The following is a 19,102-nucleotide window of genomic DNA, read 5'->3' as shown; positions in this document are numbered from 1 at the left end:
CTCACTCTGCAGCCTGATGGAAACCGACGGTCGCCATCGGCTTGAACTCGTGCTTGTCCTTGCCGGAGACACGCTCCGACCAGGGATCAACCTGCGCGAATGTCTGACTGAAGACGAAGCGCTCGTAATAAGCCTTGCGCTTTTCGTGATCCTGCATGATCTGGCGGCGGATCTCGTCGAGACCGATGCGCTTGGCCCATTTATAGATGCGCTCAAGATAGCGGGCTTGTTCTCGATACATCTGCGTCAGCGCCACGATATGTTCGAGCGCCTCGTCCTCCGTCTTGACGAGGCCCAGAACCTCCGTGCCCTTGATGTCGAGGCCGGCCGCACCGGCGAAATGGATTTCGAAACCGCTGTCGACGCAGATGACGCCGATGTCCTTACAGGTCGCCTCGGCGCAATTGCGCGGACAGCCGGAGACGGCCATTTTGAGTTTTGCCGGCGTCCAGGAGCCCCACATGAATTTTTCGATGCGGATGCCAAGGCCGGTGGAATCCTGCGTGCCGAAGCGGCACCAGTCCGAGCCGACGCATGTCTTCACCGTACGCAAGCCCTTGGCATAGGCCTGGCCCGAAATGAAGCCGGCCTTGCCGAGGTCGGACCAGACGGCGGGCAGATCCTCTTTCTGCACGCCGAGAAGGTCGATACGCTGGCCGCCCGTCACCTTCACCATCGGGATTTCGAATTTGTCGACGACATCGGCGATCGCGCGCAGCTCGTTGGAGCTGGTAACGCCGCCCCACATGCGCGGCACCACGGAATAGGTTCCGTCCTTCTGGATGTTGGCATGCACGCGCTCATTGATGAAGCGCGACTGATAGTCATCGGCATATTCGTCCGGCCAGTCGCAGACGAGGTAGTAGTTCAACGCCGGGCGGCACTTCGCGCAGCCGCAGGAGGTCTTCCACTCCAACTCCTGCATGACAGCGGGAATGCTCTTCAGCCCTTTGGCCTTTATGAGTCTTCTGACATCATCATGTCCGAGTTCGGTGCAGGCGCACATCGGCTGGACGGCGGCGGGGTTGTAGCTGTCGCCAAGCGTGATCGACATCAGCTGTTCGACAAGGCCGGTGCAGGAGCCGCAGGAGGCCGAAGCCTTTGTGTGGGCACGCACGTCGTCGAGCGAGGTCAGGCCCTTGGCTGTGATGGTCGAGGTGATTTTGCCCTTGCAGACGCCGTTGCAGCCGCAGATTTCCGCATCATCCGGCAAGGCTGCAACGGCCGCCATAGGGTCCAGCGGCGACCCTCCCTGATAGGCCTGGCCGAAGATCAGGGTCTCGCGCATCTCAGAGATGTCGGTCGCCTTCTTCTTCAGGTCGTTGAACCAGGCGCCGTCGGCCGTTTCTCCGTAAAGCACGGTGCCGATGATCTTGTTGTCCTTCAGCACCAGGCGCTTGTAGACGCCGGCCGCCGCGTCACGCAGGACGATCTCCTCGCGGTCGTCGCCGTCGGCGAAGTCGCCGAGCGAAAACAGATCGATACCGGTGACTTTCAGCTTCGTCGGCGTGTCCGAGTGCACGAAGGCGGCGGTCGTGTCGCTAGCGAGATGCGCGGCGGCGACGCGCGCCATCTCATAAAGCGGTGCGACGAGGCCATAGACCATACCGCCAACCTCGGCGCATTCGCCAAGTGCCAAGATGCTGCCATCGGAGGTCTGCATGCCGTCGTCGACGACGATGCCGCGGTTGACGGCGATGCCGGCCTCCTTGGCAAGACCGATATTGGGGCGAATGCCGACGGCCATGACGACGAGCGTGGCGGGGATCACGCGTCCATCATCGAGCTCGATCCCCTCGACTTTGCCATTACCGACGATCGCCTTGGTATTGGCCTTGGTGATGACCTTGATGCCGCGTTCCTCGACGGCCTTTTGCAGGAGATAGCCCGCGGCCGGATCGAGCTGACGTTCCATCAGCGTCGGCATGACGTGGAGAACGGTGACGTCCATGCCGCGGGAGGCAAGGCCGGCCGCCGCTTCGAGACCGAGCAGACCACCACCGATGACGATCGCCTTTTCGCGCGACTGCGCCGCAAGCAGCATCGCCTGCACATCGTCGAGGTCGCGATAGGTGATGACCCCCGGCAACTCCTTGCCTGGGACCGGAATGATGAATGGGACGGAGCCGGTCGCAATCACCAGCTTGTCGTAACTCTCGGTCACGCCATGGTCCGACGTTACTGTCTTTGCAGCGCGGTCGATGGCGACGATCTTGTGTCCCTTGTAGAGGGTGATGCCGTGCTTGATGTACCAGCCGTCGCCATGGATGATGATCTGCTCATAGTCCTTCTCGCCGGAAAGGACCGGCGACAGCATGATGCGATCGTAGTTGACGCGCGGTTCGGCGTTGAAGATCGTGACCTGATAGAGATCAGGCGCCTTTTCCAGAAGATGCTCCAGCATGCGCCCTGGGGCCATGCCGTTGCCGATGATGACGAGTTTCCGGGTCATAGTTCTAAGTCCTTGAGATCAGGTAGCGGTCACGACGGGCGCGGAGAGCCCGCGGCGCTCAAGCTGGCGAATAGAGAGGTGCATCCAGATGAGCGAAATCGCGACAATCGCAAACAACAGCAGGAAACAGCTCGACCAAAGCCCAGTCAGATCCTTGAGCAGGCCGAAAGCAATGGGCAGGATGAAGCCGCCGAGACCGCCCATCATGCCGACGATGCCGCCAACGGCGCCGATATTCTCCGGGTAATAGGCAGGGATATGCTTATAGACGGCCGCCTTGCCGAGGCTCATGACGAAGCCGAGAACGAAGATGACCGCGATGAAGACCGGCGGCGTGATTCCGAAGGCGGAGCCGGATGCAGGCGCAGCCGGTAGCGAAAGGATCAGCGTCGTGACTGCCGACACCGCCAGCATGACGTACATGACGCTTCGGGCTCCCTTCCTGTCCGAGACCATCCCACCGAAGGCACGGAAAATGCTGCCAGGAATGGAGTAGGCGGCGGCCACCATACCGGCGACCTCCAGATTGAAGCCGTAGACGCCGATCAGATAACGAGGAAGCCACAGCGACAGGGCTACGAAGCCGCCAAAGGCGAAAAAGTAGTAAAGCGAGAACCGCCAGACCTGGGCGTTCCTCAACGGTGCGAATTCCTGCAGTAGGCTCTTGGATGGGAGCTTGCGGTCGCGACGTACGCGGAAAGCCGGATCGTCTGTGGTGGTGAACCAGAAGACGATCGCCATTGCAGCAAGCACCAATGCCCATATCTCGGCGACAGCTTGCCATCCCCATGCAATCAGGACGACGGGAGCCGCAAACTTGGTGACGGCGGCACCGACGTTGCCAGCTCCGAAGATACCAAGTGCCGTCCCCTGCTTCTCTGGTGGAAAGAACGGCGAGACATAGGCGACGCCAACCGCGAACGCGCCGCCGGCAAGCCCGACACCAAGGCCGGCGATCAGCATCTGCGCGTAAGTCGTGGCATAGGATAAAAGAAAAGTTGCCGCGGCTGCGGCCAGCATCGTGACTGTATAGACGAGACGGCCGCCATAACGGCCCGTCCAAATCCCGAGCACGATGCGAACAACCGATCCGGTGAGAACCGGCGTGCCGACAAGCAATCCGAACTGGGCTTCGGAAAGGCCGAGCTCCTGCTTGATGCGAATGCCAATGATCGCAAAAATCGTCCAGACTGCAAAACAGAGGGTGAAAGCAATTGTGGAAATCCACAATGCCTTGGCTGGCTCGCCGGGGGATATGGATTGCGCTCTCTCATGAACAGACATGATTTCTCCAAGGCCGACAAGGTCGGGCCGATCCATCGCTAGGGTTGAAAATAAAATGCCGCTGGTCAGGGCGCATACGTCGGTGTAGCGCGAGGTCTTCCGATCAGCAGCTTTGCTGGTGACGCCCGTCGTTGGACGCCAAAATCGTGGCCGAAGGCCTACCCATTACCAAGCAATGACCATGCCAGATTGATTACACCATTGTTTTTAAATGATTATATTCAGAGCCTGCCGGCGATGGATTGCTGCAATGGCGAGATCGGTCGCAACAATCCTGTCAAAAAATTGTGCAATGCGTATAAAATAGGCATAGCGCCATGACTCCGCCTGCGCGGCGAGATGGGCGCCCACCTTATCGGGATCGAATAGGCTTCCACGGCTCGCGTTTCGCGGTCACCGATGTGCCCACACCTTCTTCTCAAGCATATGCATCGCAGCTGAAGTCATCTTCTGGCTTTGATTTAAATTGTCGAGCCCTCATGATTTCCGGATGAAGGCGGCGACACTACCCTTACGGGTGCAGCGACGCTCTCACGCTGAATGAGCCGGCTGCGGATAACATTTCGCATCTCTGGCATTTGCTCCGGCCGATCGATGGCTACCATCAGAATGGCGACCGCCATCTGCCCCATCTCCTCCATCGGCTGCTCGATCGTTGAAAGCGGCGGCGAGCAAAATGCACAAACGGGCGAACCATCGAAGGAAACGATCGAAAGGCCGCCCGGAATCGACAGCCCCATACGCTGCACCCGACTCATGAAAGAAATTGCCATGTCGTCGCTGGTTGCGATGGCTGCGGTCGGTTTATCCGCAAGTGCGGCAAAGTCGCTCGCCGCGTGTACGCCAATGTCAAAACCATGCTGATAATCCAGCTTGCCCCCCGAGCGAACGACCGCAGATTCTGGCAGTCCTGCTTCCTGTAGTGCCTCGACGACGCCGCTAAAACGCTCGAGGTCATGATAGTTGTTCTCTGGGCCGGCAAGATAGAGAAAGCGGCGATGACCAAGTTGGATAAGATCGGCCGTTGCATCCCGCACCGCCTCGCGATCGTTGGTGACGACGCTCGGCACACCGGCATCACTCATGTCGAGCAACATGGAGACGATCGGCAAACCAGCATTGGCAAGAGATCGGCCGTCGACTTCCGGCAGCTTGGACGAGAGAATGATGGCGCCGCGAATGGTGCCGCCGAAGGCGAGATCGAGAATATGGCGCTCAGATTCCACGTCGCGGCCGAGATTGGCGATCATCAGGTTATAACCATTCTGCAGCAAGGCTTTGTTGATGCTTTGCAGGACTTGCGGAATGACCTGGGAAACGCCGTAATAGAGCGAACCCGGCAGAATGATCATGATCGTGTTGGATTTGCCGACCCGCAGGCCACGCGCCATAGCATTCGGCGTGTAGCCCAATTGCTTTGCTGCTGCATCGATCTTAGCTCGTGTCTTCTCATTAACCCGACCGGGATTGGCAAGTGCCCGGCTGACCGTTGAGATCGCCACCCCTGCCAATCTCGCAACGTCCGCCATCAAGGGTCCTGAATACTCCGCCACGGGCAAATTGTTGTTATTTTTCACTTTTTTGTTTCCTTCCCGATGCCTGCGGTGTCGGATGCTACGGGAATTCCGCTGACTTAGCAAACGTTTGCCAAAAATCGCTTGCATATGAAAAGGACTTGTCTACTATCAAGCAATGGCAAACGATTGCCAAATGATAATATATTGAAATCATTACGGATTATCTGCTGCGACATCAGTTCCGCAGACGATGGCCTCTATCCTGAGAACGGACAGCATCATGAGCTCGACCGAACGGCTTCGCTTTGGCGTGGATCTCGTTACCTTCTTTCATCCCGCCTTCTGGGGTGTTGAGGATTACGATGGCATAATCGCCCTCTCCCGCAGCGAACCTCGCTCCTTTTGGGACAAGATTCTGGACGCCGTACAGGCATCCGGCGTCACTGGCGTCGAGCTGACCTTTTCTCCTTTCAACTGGCAGGATGCGACGAAAACCTATGGTTCGGTCGAAGCCTTTGCGGGCGAGCTTTCCAAGCGCGGTTTGGCATTGGCAAGCGGCTTTTTTGCCGAACTCGAGGCTGCAGGCGATTTTGCCGAAGCATCGGCGCAGGCAGCCATCATCGAAAAGGCAGAGAAATATGCCGCATTTCTCAAGGCTTGCGGCAGTGATATCATGGTTATCGGCGCGCCGCTGCGCCAGACCCCAGGCGCTCAGCCCGTTCGATTCTTCGATTTCGAGCAGGCCCGCAAGATTGCCGATTTCCTCAACCGCCTAGGCGCAATCCTCTACGCGAAGGGCGTGCGCCTCGCGGTTCACACGGAGGCGCATTCGATCTTTGCCGCCTCTCGCGATGTCGATCTTCTGATGCTGTTGACGGATCCTGCATATGTCCACATGTGCCCGGACACCGCCCATATTATTGTTGCCGGCTCCGATCCGCTTGAGGTCGTCGAACGCCACCATGAGCGGGTCATCATCGCTCATTGGAAGGATGCGCTTGGACCGATGCCGACCGACACTCCGATCGACGAGCATATTCATGATCGTCATCGCCCTTATTTCTGCGGCTTCGGGCTCGGCCGCGTCGACTGGCCGGGCTGGATCAGGTTGCTACGCGACCGCGCTTACGAAGGCTGGGCTATTCTCGAGCTTGACGCCGCACCCGATCCGGTCGGCGATATCGCCAACGGCCTGACGCTGGTACGGCAGGCATTGCTGCCGATCTATCGCTGATTTCATGACCTGAAGACCAATGGCCCCGCAAAGAGGGCCTTCTTGAAGAGGTGAACAATGAATAATACGATGAAATTGCTCTTGGTCGGAGCTGCACTCGCGGCAGCCTCCGCTCCCGCCTATGCCGAGGACAAGGCAAAGGCGGAAGTCATGACGTCCTGGACATCAGGCAGCGAAGCCGCCGCCCTCGATGTCATCAAGCAGGAATTCGAAAAGCGCGGCGGGGTCTGGAAAGATTCGTCCATTGCCGGTTTCGGTGCGGCCGACGCCGCCTTCCAGAACCGGTTGGTCGCCGGTGATCCGCCAGCTGCCAAACAGGCGGTGATCGGCCTTGCCAATGCCGATTTCGTCAGTCAGGGCCTGCTGAGCCCGATCGATGATATCGCAAAAGCAGGCAAATGGGCGGAGGTTCTGCCGAAATCGATCCATGATCTCACTACCTTCAAAGGCCAGACCTATCTCTCTCCCACCGACGCCCATGGCGAGAGCTGGGTCTTCTATTCCAAGGACGCTTTCACCAAAGCCGGCGTGAACGGCGAGCCCAAGAGCTGGGACGATTTCTTCGCGGCACTCGACAAGCTCAAGGCCGCCGGCGTGCAACCGGTCGCCTGGGGCGGCCAGTCCTGGCAGGAATCCAAGGTCTTCAATATGATCCTGCTGACGCAAGTCGGCATAGACGGCTTCCTGAAGATCTATGTCGACAAGGACAAAGGCGACGCTTCCGTCGAAGGCGTGAAGAAGACGCTCGATATTCTCGGCAAGCTGCGCGCCTATGTCGACGAGGGCGCGCCGGGGCGCAACTGGAACGATGCCACTGCCATGGTCATCACCGGCAAGGCCGGCGTGCAGTTCATGGGTGACTGGGCCAAGGGCGAATTCGTCGCGGCCGGCAAACAGCTTGGCAAGGACTATGGTTGCATGCTTGCTCCGCAATCCCCCGGCATGGTCTATGTCGCCGACTCCTTCTCCTTCCCGAAGATCGCCGATGCGGCATCGCAAAAGGGGCAGGCGCTGCTGGCCGAAGTCGCCATGGATCCGATCGTGCAGGTCGAGTTCTCGCTTAAGAAGGGTTCGGTGCCGATGCGTACCGACGTCGACAAATCGAAGCTCGATACGTGCGCGCAGAAGGGCCTCGAGCTGATGGGCGCCGGCAAGATCGTTCCGGATCAGGCGCTGATCCTCTCGCCACAGCAGGCAGGCGCGCTCAACGACTTCGTCGACGAATTCTGGAGCAACCCCTCGGAGGACAGCGCCGCGGGTGCGAAGAAGTTCTTCGCGATCTTCGAATAGAGCCTGTATTTCGAGCCGGTCGAAGATGTGATCGTCGGTCGGCTCCTCCGTTCTTTTGAGAGAGTTTGCACATGCGAGCCAAGCGCAGACGTTCCCTGGCTGCGACCTTTGCACTCTTGCCGACATGGATCGCCGCGATCTTCGTCTATATCGGCACCATGGTCTGGTCCGTCCGCCTGTCTTTCACGGATTCGACGATCTTCCCGTCATCCAACTATGTCGGCTTCGCTCAATATGCCAAGCTGTTTAAAAACTCGCGCTGGCTTGCATCGCTGGAGAATGTGCTGATCTTCGGTGCTCTCTATGTCGGAGGGTGCCTCGCTCTCGGCTTCGTGCTGGCGGCAGCCCTTGACCGCAAGGTCCGCTTCGAGAGCGTGTTCCGCACCATCTTCCTCTATCCCTACGCCATGTCCTTCGTTGTCACGGGGCTGATCTGGCAATGGATGCTCAATCCGACATTCGGTATTCAGGCGACCGTGCGGGCACTTGGCTGGCAGGGCTTCGTCTTCGACTGGATCGTCAATCGCGACATGGCGATCTATACGGTGGTCTTCGCCGGTGTCTGGCAAGGCGCCGGGCTCGTCATGGTCATTGCGCTCTCCGGCATGCGCGGGATTAGCGAGGAGCAATGGAAGGCTGCTCAGATCGACGGTATACCGGTCTGGCGTATCTACTTTTCGATCATCCTGCCGCAACTCGGGCCGGCGCTTGCCGCATCGGGAATGCTGCTCTCCATGGGCGTGATCAAGACCTACGATCTGATCGTCGCGCAAACCGGCGGCGGCCCCGGCTACTCGACCGAAGTGCCGGCAAAATTCATCATGGACAATCTGTTCGAACGCCAGAACCTCGGGCTCGCCAGCGCCGGTGCAACCGTATTGGTGCTTTCCGTCGTCATGGCCGTCGCCCCGTTCCGCTATGCGCTCGCCATGCGCGCCAGAAGAAGGGGAGCGCATTGATGACAACCCGCCTCCATCCTCGTGGCCTCAAGCCGTCCAGGCTTAGCGTCGGCCAGATCGGGCTCTACGCATTCCTGATCCTGTCTGCGCTGTTCTTCCTGCTGCCTCTCTACACCATGCTCGTCACGTCGTTGAAGTCGATGGAGGAAATCCGCCAGGGCCATATCTTCGCACTGCCGGATACCCTTGATTTCAATGCCTGGAACACCGCCTGGTCGGGAGCCTGCATGGGCACGCAGTGCCTTGGCGTGCGTATCGGTTTCTGGAACTCGATCAAGATTACTGTGCCCGCCGTCGTCATTTCCGTCTCCATCGGGGCGATCAACGGTTATGCACTGTCGCTCTGGCGGCCGAAAGGCTCGAACCTTCTGTTCGGGTTGCTGATGGCCGGCGGCCTCATCCCCTACCAGATCTTCCTCTATCCGCTGGTACGGCTACTTGCCAATTTGAGCCTTTACAATTCCGTGGCCGGCGTCGTCCTCGTTCACGTCATTTTCGGCCTGCCGCTGGTCACGCTGCTGTTTCGCAATTATTTCGTCGCCATTCCCGAAGAGCTCTGCAAGGCGGCCCGCGTCGACGGGGCCGGCTTCTGGCGCATTTTCCTCGAGATCATGCTGCCGATGTCCGCGCCGATGGTGATGGTTGCCTCCATCTTCCAGTTCACAGGTATCTGGAACGACTTCCTGATCGGCCTGGTCTTCGCCGGCCGAGACAACCTGCCGATGACCGTCCAGCTCAACAACATCGTCAATACAACCATGGGCGAACGCGCCTACAATGTGAACATGGCCGCCACCATTCTGACCGCCGTCGTTCCTCTCGCCATCTATTTCTTCTCCGGCCGCTGGTTCCTGCGCGGTGTCGGAGCCGGTGCTGTCAAAGGGTAATGCCATGCAGCCTGCCGTATCGGTAAAAGACCTCAAGATTGCCTATGGTGACCATACCGTCATCGAGAAGCTCTCCATCGACATCGCCCCGCGCGAGTTTCTCGTGCTGCTCGGCCCATCCGGCTGCGGGAAATCGACGCTGCTGAATGCGATCGCCGGATTGCAGGATATCCGCGACGGCGAAATGTGGATCTCCGGAAAGAACGTGACCTGGGAGGAGCCGAAAGATCGCGGCATCGGCATGGTTTTCCAGTCCTATGCGCTTTACCCGCGGATGACGGTGCGCAGGAACCTCTCCTTCGGCCTGCGCGTCGCTGGATTGCCCAAGCCGGAGATAGAGGCTCGTATCGCCCGCACGGCCTCGCTTCTGCACTTGGAAAAGCTGCTCGATCGCCGCCCGTCGGAATTGTCGGGTGGTCAGCGTCAGCGCGTTGCGATCGGCCGGGCCCTCGTCCGTGAGGTCGATGTCTTCCTGTTCGACGAACCGCTTTCCAATCTCGACGCCAAGCTTCGCAACGAGCTGCGCGTCGAGATCAAGAAGCTGCATCAGAGCCTCGGCAACACGATGATCTATGTGACCCACGATCAGGTCGAAGCGCTGACCCTTGCCGACCGCATTGCCATCATGAGGGACGGCGTCATCCAGCAGCTGGCGAGTCCGTCGGAGATCTACCACCGCCCCGCAAATCTCTTCGTCGCCGGCTTCATCGGCGCACCGGCGATGAACTTCATCACGGGGGAGATCGCGATCAAGGCTGAAAACCCGGTCTTCGAAAGCACTGGCCTGGCCATCGATCTGGCCAACTATCCTTTTCTGGCAGCCATCAAGCCGGGTGCCGCCACGCTCGGCATCCGGCCCGAACATATCGTTCCCGACCGGGGAACAGGGTCTTTGCCAACCATTGCCGGTATCGTCTCGGTGGTCGAGCCGATGGGCGCCGACACGGTGGTCTGGTTCGATTGGGCTCGGCAAAGCCTTTCCTATCGCATCATGGGCGACACGACGCTGCAGCCAGGCACAGCGATCTCGCCCGGCCTCGATATCGCCAAGGCCTCCCTCTTTGACGCCGACGGCGTCCGTCTCTGAAATATACGGAAAAATCTATGTCCCAGACTACTTATGACGCGCTGGTCATCGGTTCCGGCGCTGCCGGCTCCTTTGCCGCCAAGGAATTGACCGCTCAGGGGCTCTCAGTGCTTTTGCTCGAAGCCGGTCCCGCAGTGAGCCAGAAGGATTTCGATCCGGCTCGCAAGAAGCAGCCGGCGAGCAGCATCAACATTTGGGAGCGCGCACGCGCCACAGTGAAGGGCCAGCCGATTCAGGCGCGCGCAGCCTTCTTCACCGAGCGCTTCAGCCATTTCTTCGTCAACGACCGAAAGAACCCCTACACAACGCCGAAGGACGCGCCGTTCCTGTGGATCCGCGGGCGCCAGGGCGGCGGTCGCCTGCACAGCTTCGGCCGCGTCTTGCTGCGCTGGACGGACGATGACTTCAAGATCCAGTCGCGAACCGGCAAGGGCATGGACTGGCCGGTTGGCTATGATGAGCTTGCGCCCTTTTACGACGAGGTTGAAGCCTGCCTCGGGCTCTACGGCAATCCTGACGGCGTCGAGACGCTGCCGGATGGAATTTATGCACATCCGGCAAAGCTGACGCCGGCCGAACAAATCTTCAAGAGCGAAGTGGAGGGTCGCTGGCCGCAGCGGCATGTCGTGTCCTGGCGTTATATCGCCCCGGATCCCGAGCGCACGCCCAAGCCCTTGAGAGAGGCGCTTGCGACAGGACGCCTGACCATCCGTCACGATGCCATCGTTCGCCGCATCGCAACGGACGAGCAAGGGACCCGGGCCACGGGTGCCGAATTCATCGATCGCGTCACCGGGAAGGTGGAGACTGTCCGCGCCGCCTTCGTGGTGCTGTCGGCTTCGCCGATCGAAAGCGTACGGTTGCTTCTCAATTCGGCATCGGCCAGGCATCCCGAGGGGCTGGGCAACAGTTCGGGTGCACTCGGACGCTATTTCATGGACCAGCTGCCTTGCCTCGCCTTCGGCTCCTTCTCCAAGGCGAAGGGATGGGCAGTCGACGATTCCGCCCCCACTGATCCCTTCTACAACCCATCTGGCGGCATCTTCGTGCCGCGTTTTGGAGCCGGTGATGCCGGTCGTGGCGATTTCGATTATCAAGGCAGCATTGGCCGAGCACCCACGCCCGATAGCGAGCCTGCCCGGCTGGCATTCTTCGGCTTCGGTCGCATGCTGCCCTATGCAGACAACCGCATCACCCTCAACGCGAGGCGCAAGGATGCCTGGGGAATTCCCGTTCCGCATATCCGATGCGTCATGGGCGAGGAAGAGCACGCGCTTCTCCGCCAGCAGGAGGAGGCGCTTGTCGAGATGGTGCGCGATGTCGGCGGAGATCTGGAGTTCATCGGCTCGCCTATCGGTCTCAGGGAAATGGGCCGCGGCGCCTTTCCCGATGCCGATCCATTCAGCCGACTCATGTTCCGCAAATGGTTCCGCAAGACCATGTGCATGGGAGCGGCGATCCACGAAACGGGTGGCGCAAGGATGGGGGATGACCCACGGAACTCCGTGCTCAATCCCTACAATCAGCTCTGGGGCGTACCTAACGTCATTGTCACGGATGCCAGTGCATTCCCCGGCAGCGGTATCGCCGGCACGACCCTTACCGTCATGGCGTTGACAGTTCGTGCATGCCGGAGGCTTGTCCACCAGCACTGAACAAGCTCGCCTGCAAAGCTAGCCGGCAGTCCAAGTACATTCATGATCGGCGTGGGGCTGAAACGGCTAAACGAAAATGCCCCGGACAAGGTGCCCGGGGCGATCCTCGCGGCGCTAACCGCAGCAAGGCGTAGTTGCCTGTCTTGACGTCAGACTTATCAGAACTCCGACCACTCCTGCTGGAGTTGTTTCAACGCGGCATTGCCCTGCGTGACCGGAGCGGCGCGTGCGGCAAGTCGACCCGTTGTCGGGGCAGAGGCAGGCCGGGCTACGGGCCGCGCCTGTGGCTCCCTGCGTTCGGCTTCGCCTGTGCGGAATGCACTCAGGAGTTCGCCGAGGCGCTTGCTCTCCTCGGCCAGACCGGCGCCAGCCGCGTTCATCTCTTCGACCATGGCGGCATTCTGCTGTGTCGCCTGGTCCATGTGATTAACGGCACTGTTGATCTCCGACAGGCCCATGGACTGCTCCTGGGCGGCAATGGCGATCGCATCCATGTGCTGATTGATCTGCAGGACTAGGTCGGCGATAGCCGCCAGGCCCTCGCCGGTGTCGTTGACGAGCTTCACTCCCTCGCCGACGGCAACTCCGGAATTGCCGATCAGAGTCTTGATTTCTTTGGCAGCATTGGCCGAACGCTGGGCAAGTTCGCGCACTTCCTGGGCGACCACGGCAAAGCCCTTGCCGGCTTCACCCGCACGCGCTGCCTCGACACCGGCGTTGAGCGCGAGCAGGTTGGTCTGGAAGGCGATCTCGTCGATCACGCTGATGATCTGACTGATTTGTTTGGACGAATGCTCGATTCTGCCCATAGCATTGACGGCATTGTTGACGACTTGGCTGGAGCTTTCTGCCCGCAACCGGGCCCCGCGGACTAGGTCACGTGCATCGCCAGTTCGCTTGGAGGTCGACTGGACGTTCGCCGTAACCTCTTCAAGTGCGGCCGCCGTCTCTTCCAGCGACGCGGCCTGCTGCTCGGTGCGCTTGGAGAGGTTATCGGAAGCCTGCGAGATCTCGTAGCTGCCACTATTTACGAGTGACGCGGCCTGGCCGACCTGGGACATGGCAGCGCGAAGCTGGCTGACCGATGAATTGAAGTCGTGACGCAGAGCTTCGAACTGCGCAGCCAGCGGCGTTTCGATTTCGCAACGCAGGTCGCCAGAGGCCAAATGACGCAGACCTGTCGCAAGCGAACCCGTTGCCTGCAGCAGCCTTTGTTCGGCCTCGGCTTCGGCACGGCGCTGGACTTCGACGCGCTCATTCTCCGATGTGACGCGTGCCTCTGCGGCTTCGGCTTCGAGCGCCTTGTTGCGCAGGGCGGCCTGCTGGAACACCTCAACGGAACGCGCCATGGCACCGATCTCATCGCGCCGCTCGACGCCACCGATCGAGACCGAGAGGTCGCCTTGGGCGAGCGCCGTCATCGAATGTGTTAGCGCGCCGACGGGCTTGGTGACGCGGAAGACGATGACGCAGATACCAGTGATACTCAGAACCGCGGCGACAAGGAAGGTGAGCCCGTAGGCGATCAGGCTTATGAATGCATCATGCTGGCTGGCGGCTGCCTTGGCCACCATGCCATCTGCGGCTCCAGCGGCGGTGTTTGTGATGGTCAAAAGGGCAGCGTTGCCGAGCGGGCGCCAGTCGTCGAGGGACATAGCCTTCTTCTCGCCGGCTGCGAACTTGGCAAGTAGTGCACTGTGCTTTGCCGCGAAGTCGCCGCTGAAATAGGTCGTGTTGCTAATCTTGTAGGCATCCTTGACCACCTGCGGTGTCGACGGATGGTTGACTAGAGTACCGATCTGTCCCCAGGTGAAGCTGGCAGCGTAGTCGAACTGTTGGATCTTGCTGACTTCTTCTGGCTTCATCGCCTCTCCGGAGGCGAGCGTGTTGACGAACAACAGGTTTGCTGCACCCGCTGTCGCGCGAGTGTACCATGTCAGTGCACGGATCTGGATCAGCGCCGACATTGAAGGATCACTCGCGCGGATCTGGCTTTCAACGGCGGTCGAACCAGTTTCCAGCGCGGTCAGGAGCTGCTGGCCGATGTCCAGCGTCGTGGCCTGCAGTGTCGGATCGCGATCGGCGAGCTTCTTGGCGACTTCGCTGTCGAGCTTTGAGCGGAATGCGACGACCCGATCGTATGCGCTCATGACATCGGCAATTGGCGCTTTGAGCGCCTCTTCGTCAATGTTTGCAGAGACCGATTTTGCGTCAGCCATATATTTGTCGACGATGACCCGGTCCGCTTTCAACATGGCAAGCGTTGCGTCTTGCGTGCCAAGCTCAAGCTTGGCGAGCGACGAACCGTCACCTCGCTCGTTCCGGAAGTTGGCGAGTGTTTGGAAGAGCGCGCGGTCTAACATGGTGAACTTCGAGACGTCGGCATAAGTGCTTTCGCCGCGATAGGCATCGAGCATGGAAGATCCTGTTAGCACGCATAGAGCAACGCTGAGAGAAAGGAAAATTCCAACAAGTATATTGCGAAGAGAAAAAAACATAATTGCTCACCTACGTTCGGGGTGCCGTGATGCTAACCCGCTTCGCCGAAACCCGTATTTCTGGAGCTCTTGTGGTGTAATTTCTAAAAGAAAAGCAGTCAGTGAGCCGTCGAGACGCCGCCCGAGCACAGGCTCCTCATGGCCCGTCCAATCAGAGACAACGTTAGCCCAGCTTTATTGAAACAGAATTAATATTGCCTTCTGAAAATACATAGAAATAATTGCGGTCTGCGTCCTTTTTCGGCTCGACGACAAACTTGATCACTAATTATTCACGGACCTACAGGAAATAACATCAAAAACTAAAGTATAATATACAAAAATATAGCGCTAATTTAGCTGAAGGCGCTGTTTGACAACGAGTATTCTTGCTCCAACCCATCGTCAGCTGAGCGTGTCACAGTTTTCCGCCCGCAATCGGGTCTGACCCGGACATCGCCGATTGGGGTACCCGCGCAAATGTTAAAGGATATCGGCTGGCATCATCGTTTCTCTCGACACTGTTCGATGCCGAGCGAAGAAGTTCGATCCGGACTACGCGAGCGGTTTGCGGTGGACCTAGCCCTTCGATATCAGAGGAGTGAGAAGGCGTATTGCCTCATGACCGCCATAGCAGCTCAGAGAAATAAACTGCAGCCCCACAAAATATTGTAGCTCACGGGGAGCTCATCTCATCGCAACTACCCGTCACCCCTTAAGCCAAGGGCAACGTGCCAACGCCACGACCCTGCCGGGTAGCAATGCAGCACCGCTTATTCGCATTGTTGTGAATATACAACATTCGATTGAATAATGCTTTCACAAAACTCAATCCAGAGGAATCCCAAGCTTAGCAAATTGCCATGCAACCACTTCCGATAGTACTGAAATCGAGTGAGGGGCGTAAGCCAAAGTGCGGGCAGGCAATTACGCGAGCAACTCCTGCTGGTGGCTACCGGTCGGATGTGAGCTCGATCTTTGGATTGGGCAAATGAAAATCGATGAACGGCTGGGCATTGGACTTGCAAGATGCGGGCATCGCCTTGAGAACGAAACAAGTACATCGCAACTCGATCTCATCAAAAGCTTGATGTGCTGCATGAGGCGGTTTGTAAATCATGCCGTTGAAGCAGTTCCAAGTTTAAAATCTGCCGATGCGCGCGCTCATACGCCACTTTCTAAGCTAGCGCTGATTGTTATTCTGTTCTCTATTGGTCTGATGTTCGCGGCCCCGAGCGCCGCCTATGCCGCTTGCTCAATCTTCAATGTGCCCGATGCGAACACGACACCATCGACGAACCCGATGGCTTCCGGTGGGTCGATTAGTATCAACATCGGTGTTCAGTGTGATCCGTTTGGCCTCAACCCCTATCCCGGACCAAACACGACCTCTCCCCAGCATGGTTCGGTAACCGTCGATGCCGCTGCGGGGGTAGTGACATATACAAATAACGGTGATGGAGCCACCAGCGACAGCTTCGTGGTGGCAGATGCGAGTGCAAACCCTTTCACGATCAATGTAGCGATTGCGGCAGCTACAAGCCCCATCACCGTTTCGCCGGCATCGCTGGCCAGCCCGCAAGTCGGCACAAGCTATAGCCAAACGCTGAGCGCAAGCGGCGGCACTGCACCCTATACCTTCTCCCTCACCAGCGGCTCACTGTCGCCGGGTCTATCCTTCAGTGGATCAACCATCAGCGGCACTCCCACGCAGGCCGGTAATTATACGGCAACCTTTACCGTCACGGACAATGTCGGCACGACAACAACCAAGTCCTATACAATCTCCGTCCCGAACCCATCCAACAATATTGCGGTTGCCACTCCCCCAGCCGCCAGCGTGAATGTTGCCTACAGCGCAACGCTTTCCGCATCAGGCGCTTTGGCTCCATACAGTTTTGCGCTCTATACCGGCTCGACCCTTCCTCCGGGACTTTCATTGGCCAGCAACGGTACGATCAGCGGCACCCCGACCTCTCAAGGGAACTTCAGTTTTCAGGTTACTGTAACCGATAGCAGTCCGAATCTGCACGGCATATCGCCAGGTCCCTATTTCAATGTTGTGACGATTAACTTTTCGGTTCAAAACGTGCCGCCGCCCGTCGCCAATCCGGTCAGCGCAACAGTGAGCCACGGCAGCAGCTCAAATCCGATCACGCTCAACCTTACGGGTGGAGCTGCATCATCGGTGGCCATTGCGACCCAGGCCGCGCACGGCAGCGCCTCGGCGAGCGGTACTTCGATCACCTATACACCGACCGCAAGCTATTCCGGCCCAGACAGCTTTACTTACACTGCCACAAATGGCGCAGGCACCTCAACGCCTGCAACGGCAACCATAACCGTCAGCCCACCGACGGTCTCACTCAGTCCATCGACACTGCCATCCGGCACTGTCGCGGTGGCCTATAGCCAGGCCGTCAGTGCCACCGGCGGCACCGGCCCCTACACCTATGCGATCACCGCCGGCTCGCTTCCGGCCGGTTTGAGCCTGTCGACAACGACCGGCTCGGTTTCCGGCACGCCGACGGCAGCAGGCACCTTCAACTTTACCATCACCGCGACGGACAGCTCGACAGGTACCGGACCATTCGCAAGCTCCAAGGCCTACAGCATAACCGTTGCTGCACCAACGATCTCGGTTAGCCCATCCTCTCTGTCGGCGGGCGTCGTCGGAACTGCCTACAGCCAAACGATCACGGCATCCGGTGGCACCAGTTCCTATAGTTTTGCGATCACGTCCGGCGCTCTTCCTGCCGGCTTGACGCTCTCATCGGGAGGCTCTCTCGCCGGCACGCCGACGGCGGGAGGCACGTTCAATTTCACCGTCGCCGCAACCGACAGTTCGACTGGAACTGGCGCGCCATTCTCCAGTTCCAAGGCCTACAGCCTGACCGTTGCTGCGCCAACGATCACGGTAGCGCCGACGACGCTTCCGACGGCGGCCGTTGCTGTTGCCTACAGCCAGACCGTCACCGCATCGGGCGGCACTAATTCTTACAGCTATGCGATCACCGCCGGCGCTCTGCCTGCCGGTTTGACGCTCTCTTCTGGAGGAGCTCTCGCCGGCACGCCGACGGCAGGGGGTACGTTTAACTTTACAATTACCGCGACTGACAGCTCGACCGGGACCGGACCGTTCACGGGTTCGAGGGCTTATAGTTTAAGCGTTTCTGCGCCGACGATCGTGGTCAACCCTTCCTCTCTGCCATCCGGAACAGCGGAGACGGCGTATAACCAGACCATGACGGCCACGGGCGGCACTGGTTCCTACACCTATAGCCTCTCGGCTGGCGCCCTTCCGGCTGGCGTAGGGCTTTCCTCGGGCGGCGCGCTCTCCGGTACGCCGACTACCGCGGGGACCTTCAACTTTACCGTTACTGCGACCGACAGTTCCACGGGCACAGGCCCTTTTACGGGCTCGCGGGCTTACACCTTAACGATTGCCGCACCCACGATCACCATCGCACCGGCAACGCTGCCCGCTGGCACGGCCGGGACTACCTATAGTCAGACCATCACGGCCTCGGGCGGCACCGGTTCCTATACCTATAGCCTGTCGGCTGGTGCCTTGCCTCCCGGTGTGGCGTTTTCCTCGGGCGGCGCGCTCTCCGGTACGCCGACTACGGCGGGGACTTTCAACTTCACCGTTACCGCGAAGGACGGCAACTTATTTACCGGCACCCAGGCCTACAGCATAGCGATTTCCGCACCAACGATCACGATCGCACCGGCAACGCTGACGGCTGGCGCGGCCGGAACTGCCTATAGCCAGACACTCACGGCCTCGGGCGGCGCCGGCTCCTATACCTATAGCCTGTCGGCTGGCTCCTTGCCTCCCGGTGTGGCGTTTTCCTCCGGCGGCATGCTCTCCGGCACGCCGACTGCGGCGGGGACTTTCAACTTCACCATCACCGCGACGGACAGTCTTACGTTTACCGGCACCAGAGCCTACAGTCTGACCATCGGCGCCCCGACGATTTCGCTCGCCCCGGCAACGCTGCCGGCTGCAACCGTTGCCACTGCCTACAGCCAGACCCTTACGGCTTCGGGCGGAACCGCTCCCTATAGCCAGGCGGTGACCGCCGGTGCCCTGCCGGCCGGCCTGACGCTGTCGACGGGGGGCGTGCTCTCCGGCACGCCGACGGCATCCGGGACATTCAACTTCACCGTCACCGCGACCGACAGTTCGACCGGCTCGGGGCCATTCACGGGGTCACGCGCCTACAGCCTGGCGATCAACATCCAGGCTCCGGTCGC

Annotated in this window: 11 protein-coding genes; 7 read left to right on the top strand and 4 right to left on the bottom strand. The window is 59.4% G+C overall.

Annotation, left to right across the window (positions count from 1 at the left end):
• Nucleotide 1: 1 nt before the first annotated feature.
• The 3 genes from nirB to QD409_RS02605 all read right to left on the bottom strand — a co-directional run bounded on the left by nirB (nucleotide 2) and on the right by QD409_RS02605 (nucleotide 5,265).
• The gene (gene nirB, locus QD409_RS02615) at nucleotides 2-2,452 is read right to left on the bottom strand and encodes a nitrite reductase large subunit NirB (protein WP_092855686.1); all 2,451 of its coding nucleotides are present in this window, start codon (nucleotides 2,450-2,452) and stop codon (nucleotides 2-4) included.
• Nucleotides 2,453-2,470: 18 nt separating this feature from the next.
• On the bottom strand, nucleotides 2,471-3,736 hold the full coding sequence (locus tag QD409_RS02610; protein ID WP_430761884.1) for an MFS transporter: 1,266 nt from the start codon (nucleotides 3,734-3,736) through the stop codon (nucleotides 2,471-2,473).
• Nucleotides 3,737-4,197: 461 nt separating this feature from the next.
• A complete protein-coding gene (locus tag QD409_RS02605; protein WP_092855690.1) occupies nucleotides 4,198-5,265 on the bottom strand; it encodes a LacI family DNA-binding transcriptional regulator in 1,068 nt (355 codons plus the stop codon).
• Nucleotides 5,266-5,533: 268 nt separating this feature from the next.
• Between QD409_RS02605 and QD409_RS02600 the strand changes: the two genes are divergently transcribed.
• The 6 genes from QD409_RS02600 (at nucleotide 5,534) to QD409_RS02575 (ending at nucleotide 12,365) form a co-directional block, all read left to right on the top strand.
• Nucleotides 5,534-6,487 carry a sugar phosphate isomerase/epimerase family protein gene (locus QD409_RS02600; protein WP_092855701.1) on the top strand — a complete coding sequence of 318 codons (954 nt, stop codon included), beginning with the start codon at nucleotides 5,534-5,536 and terminating at the stop codon, nucleotides 6,485-6,487.
• Nucleotides 6,488-6,544: 57 nt separating this feature from the next.
• Nucleotides 6,545-7,777, top strand: coding sequence for an ABC transporter substrate-binding protein (locus QD409_RS02595; RefSeq protein ID WP_092855692.1), 1,233 nt, complete (start codon nucleotides 6,545-6,547; stop codon nucleotides 7,775-7,777).
• A gap of 71 nt (nucleotides 7,778-7,848) precedes the next feature.
• Nucleotides 7,849-8,736 carry a carbohydrate ABC transporter permease gene (locus tag QD409_RS02590; protein WP_092855694.1) on the top strand — a complete coding sequence of 296 codons (888 nt, stop codon included), beginning with the start codon at nucleotides 7,849-7,851 and terminating at the stop codon, nucleotides 8,734-8,736.
• Nucleotides 8,736-9,623, top strand: coding sequence for a carbohydrate ABC transporter permease (locus QD409_RS02585; protein ID WP_092855696.1), 888 nt, complete (start codon nucleotides 8,736-8,738; stop codon nucleotides 9,621-9,623). The genes QD409_RS02590 and QD409_RS02585 overlap by 1 nt, the downstream gene beginning before the upstream one ends.
• A 4-nt stretch (nucleotides 9,624-9,627) precedes the next feature.
• Nucleotides 9,628-10,710: an ABC transporter ATP-binding protein gene (locus tag QD409_RS02580; RefSeq protein ID WP_092855697.1), complete on the top strand. Its 1,083-nt coding sequence runs from the start codon at nucleotides 9,628-9,630 to the stop codon at nucleotides 10,708-10,710.
• A gap of 17 nt (nucleotides 10,711-10,727) precedes the next feature.
• Nucleotides 10,728-12,365 carry a GMC oxidoreductase gene (locus tag QD409_RS02575; protein ID WP_092855698.1) on the top strand — a complete coding sequence of 546 codons (1,638 nt, stop codon included), beginning with the start codon at nucleotides 10,728-10,730 and terminating at the stop codon, nucleotides 12,363-12,365.
• A gap of 158 nt (nucleotides 12,366-12,523) precedes the next feature.
• On the opposite strand, the gene QD409_RS02570 is transcribed toward QD409_RS02575, so the two are convergent.
• Nucleotides 12,524-14,863 (bottom strand): methyl-accepting chemotaxis protein, encoded by a 2,340-nt coding sequence (locus QD409_RS02570; protein ID WP_092855699.1) that lies wholly within the window; start codon nucleotides 14,861-14,863, stop codon nucleotides 12,524-12,526.
• Nucleotides 14,864-16,277: 1,414 nt separating this feature from the next.
• Here QD409_RS02570 and QD409_RS02565 point away from each other — a divergent pair.
• A partial coding sequence (locus QD409_RS02565; RefSeq protein WP_430761883.1) for a beta strand repeat-containing protein occupies nucleotides 16,278-19,102 on the top strand: 2,825 nt, incomplete at its 3' end.

The organism is Rhizobium sp. BR 315, assembly GCF_050577975.1.
Classification (GTDB): Bacteria; Pseudomonadota; Alphaproteobacteria; order Rhizobiales; family Rhizobiaceae; genus Rhizobium; species Rhizobium miluonense.
Note: the sequence above shows the minus strand (reverse complement) of the source record. Positions and strands in the feature narration are given on the sequence as shown.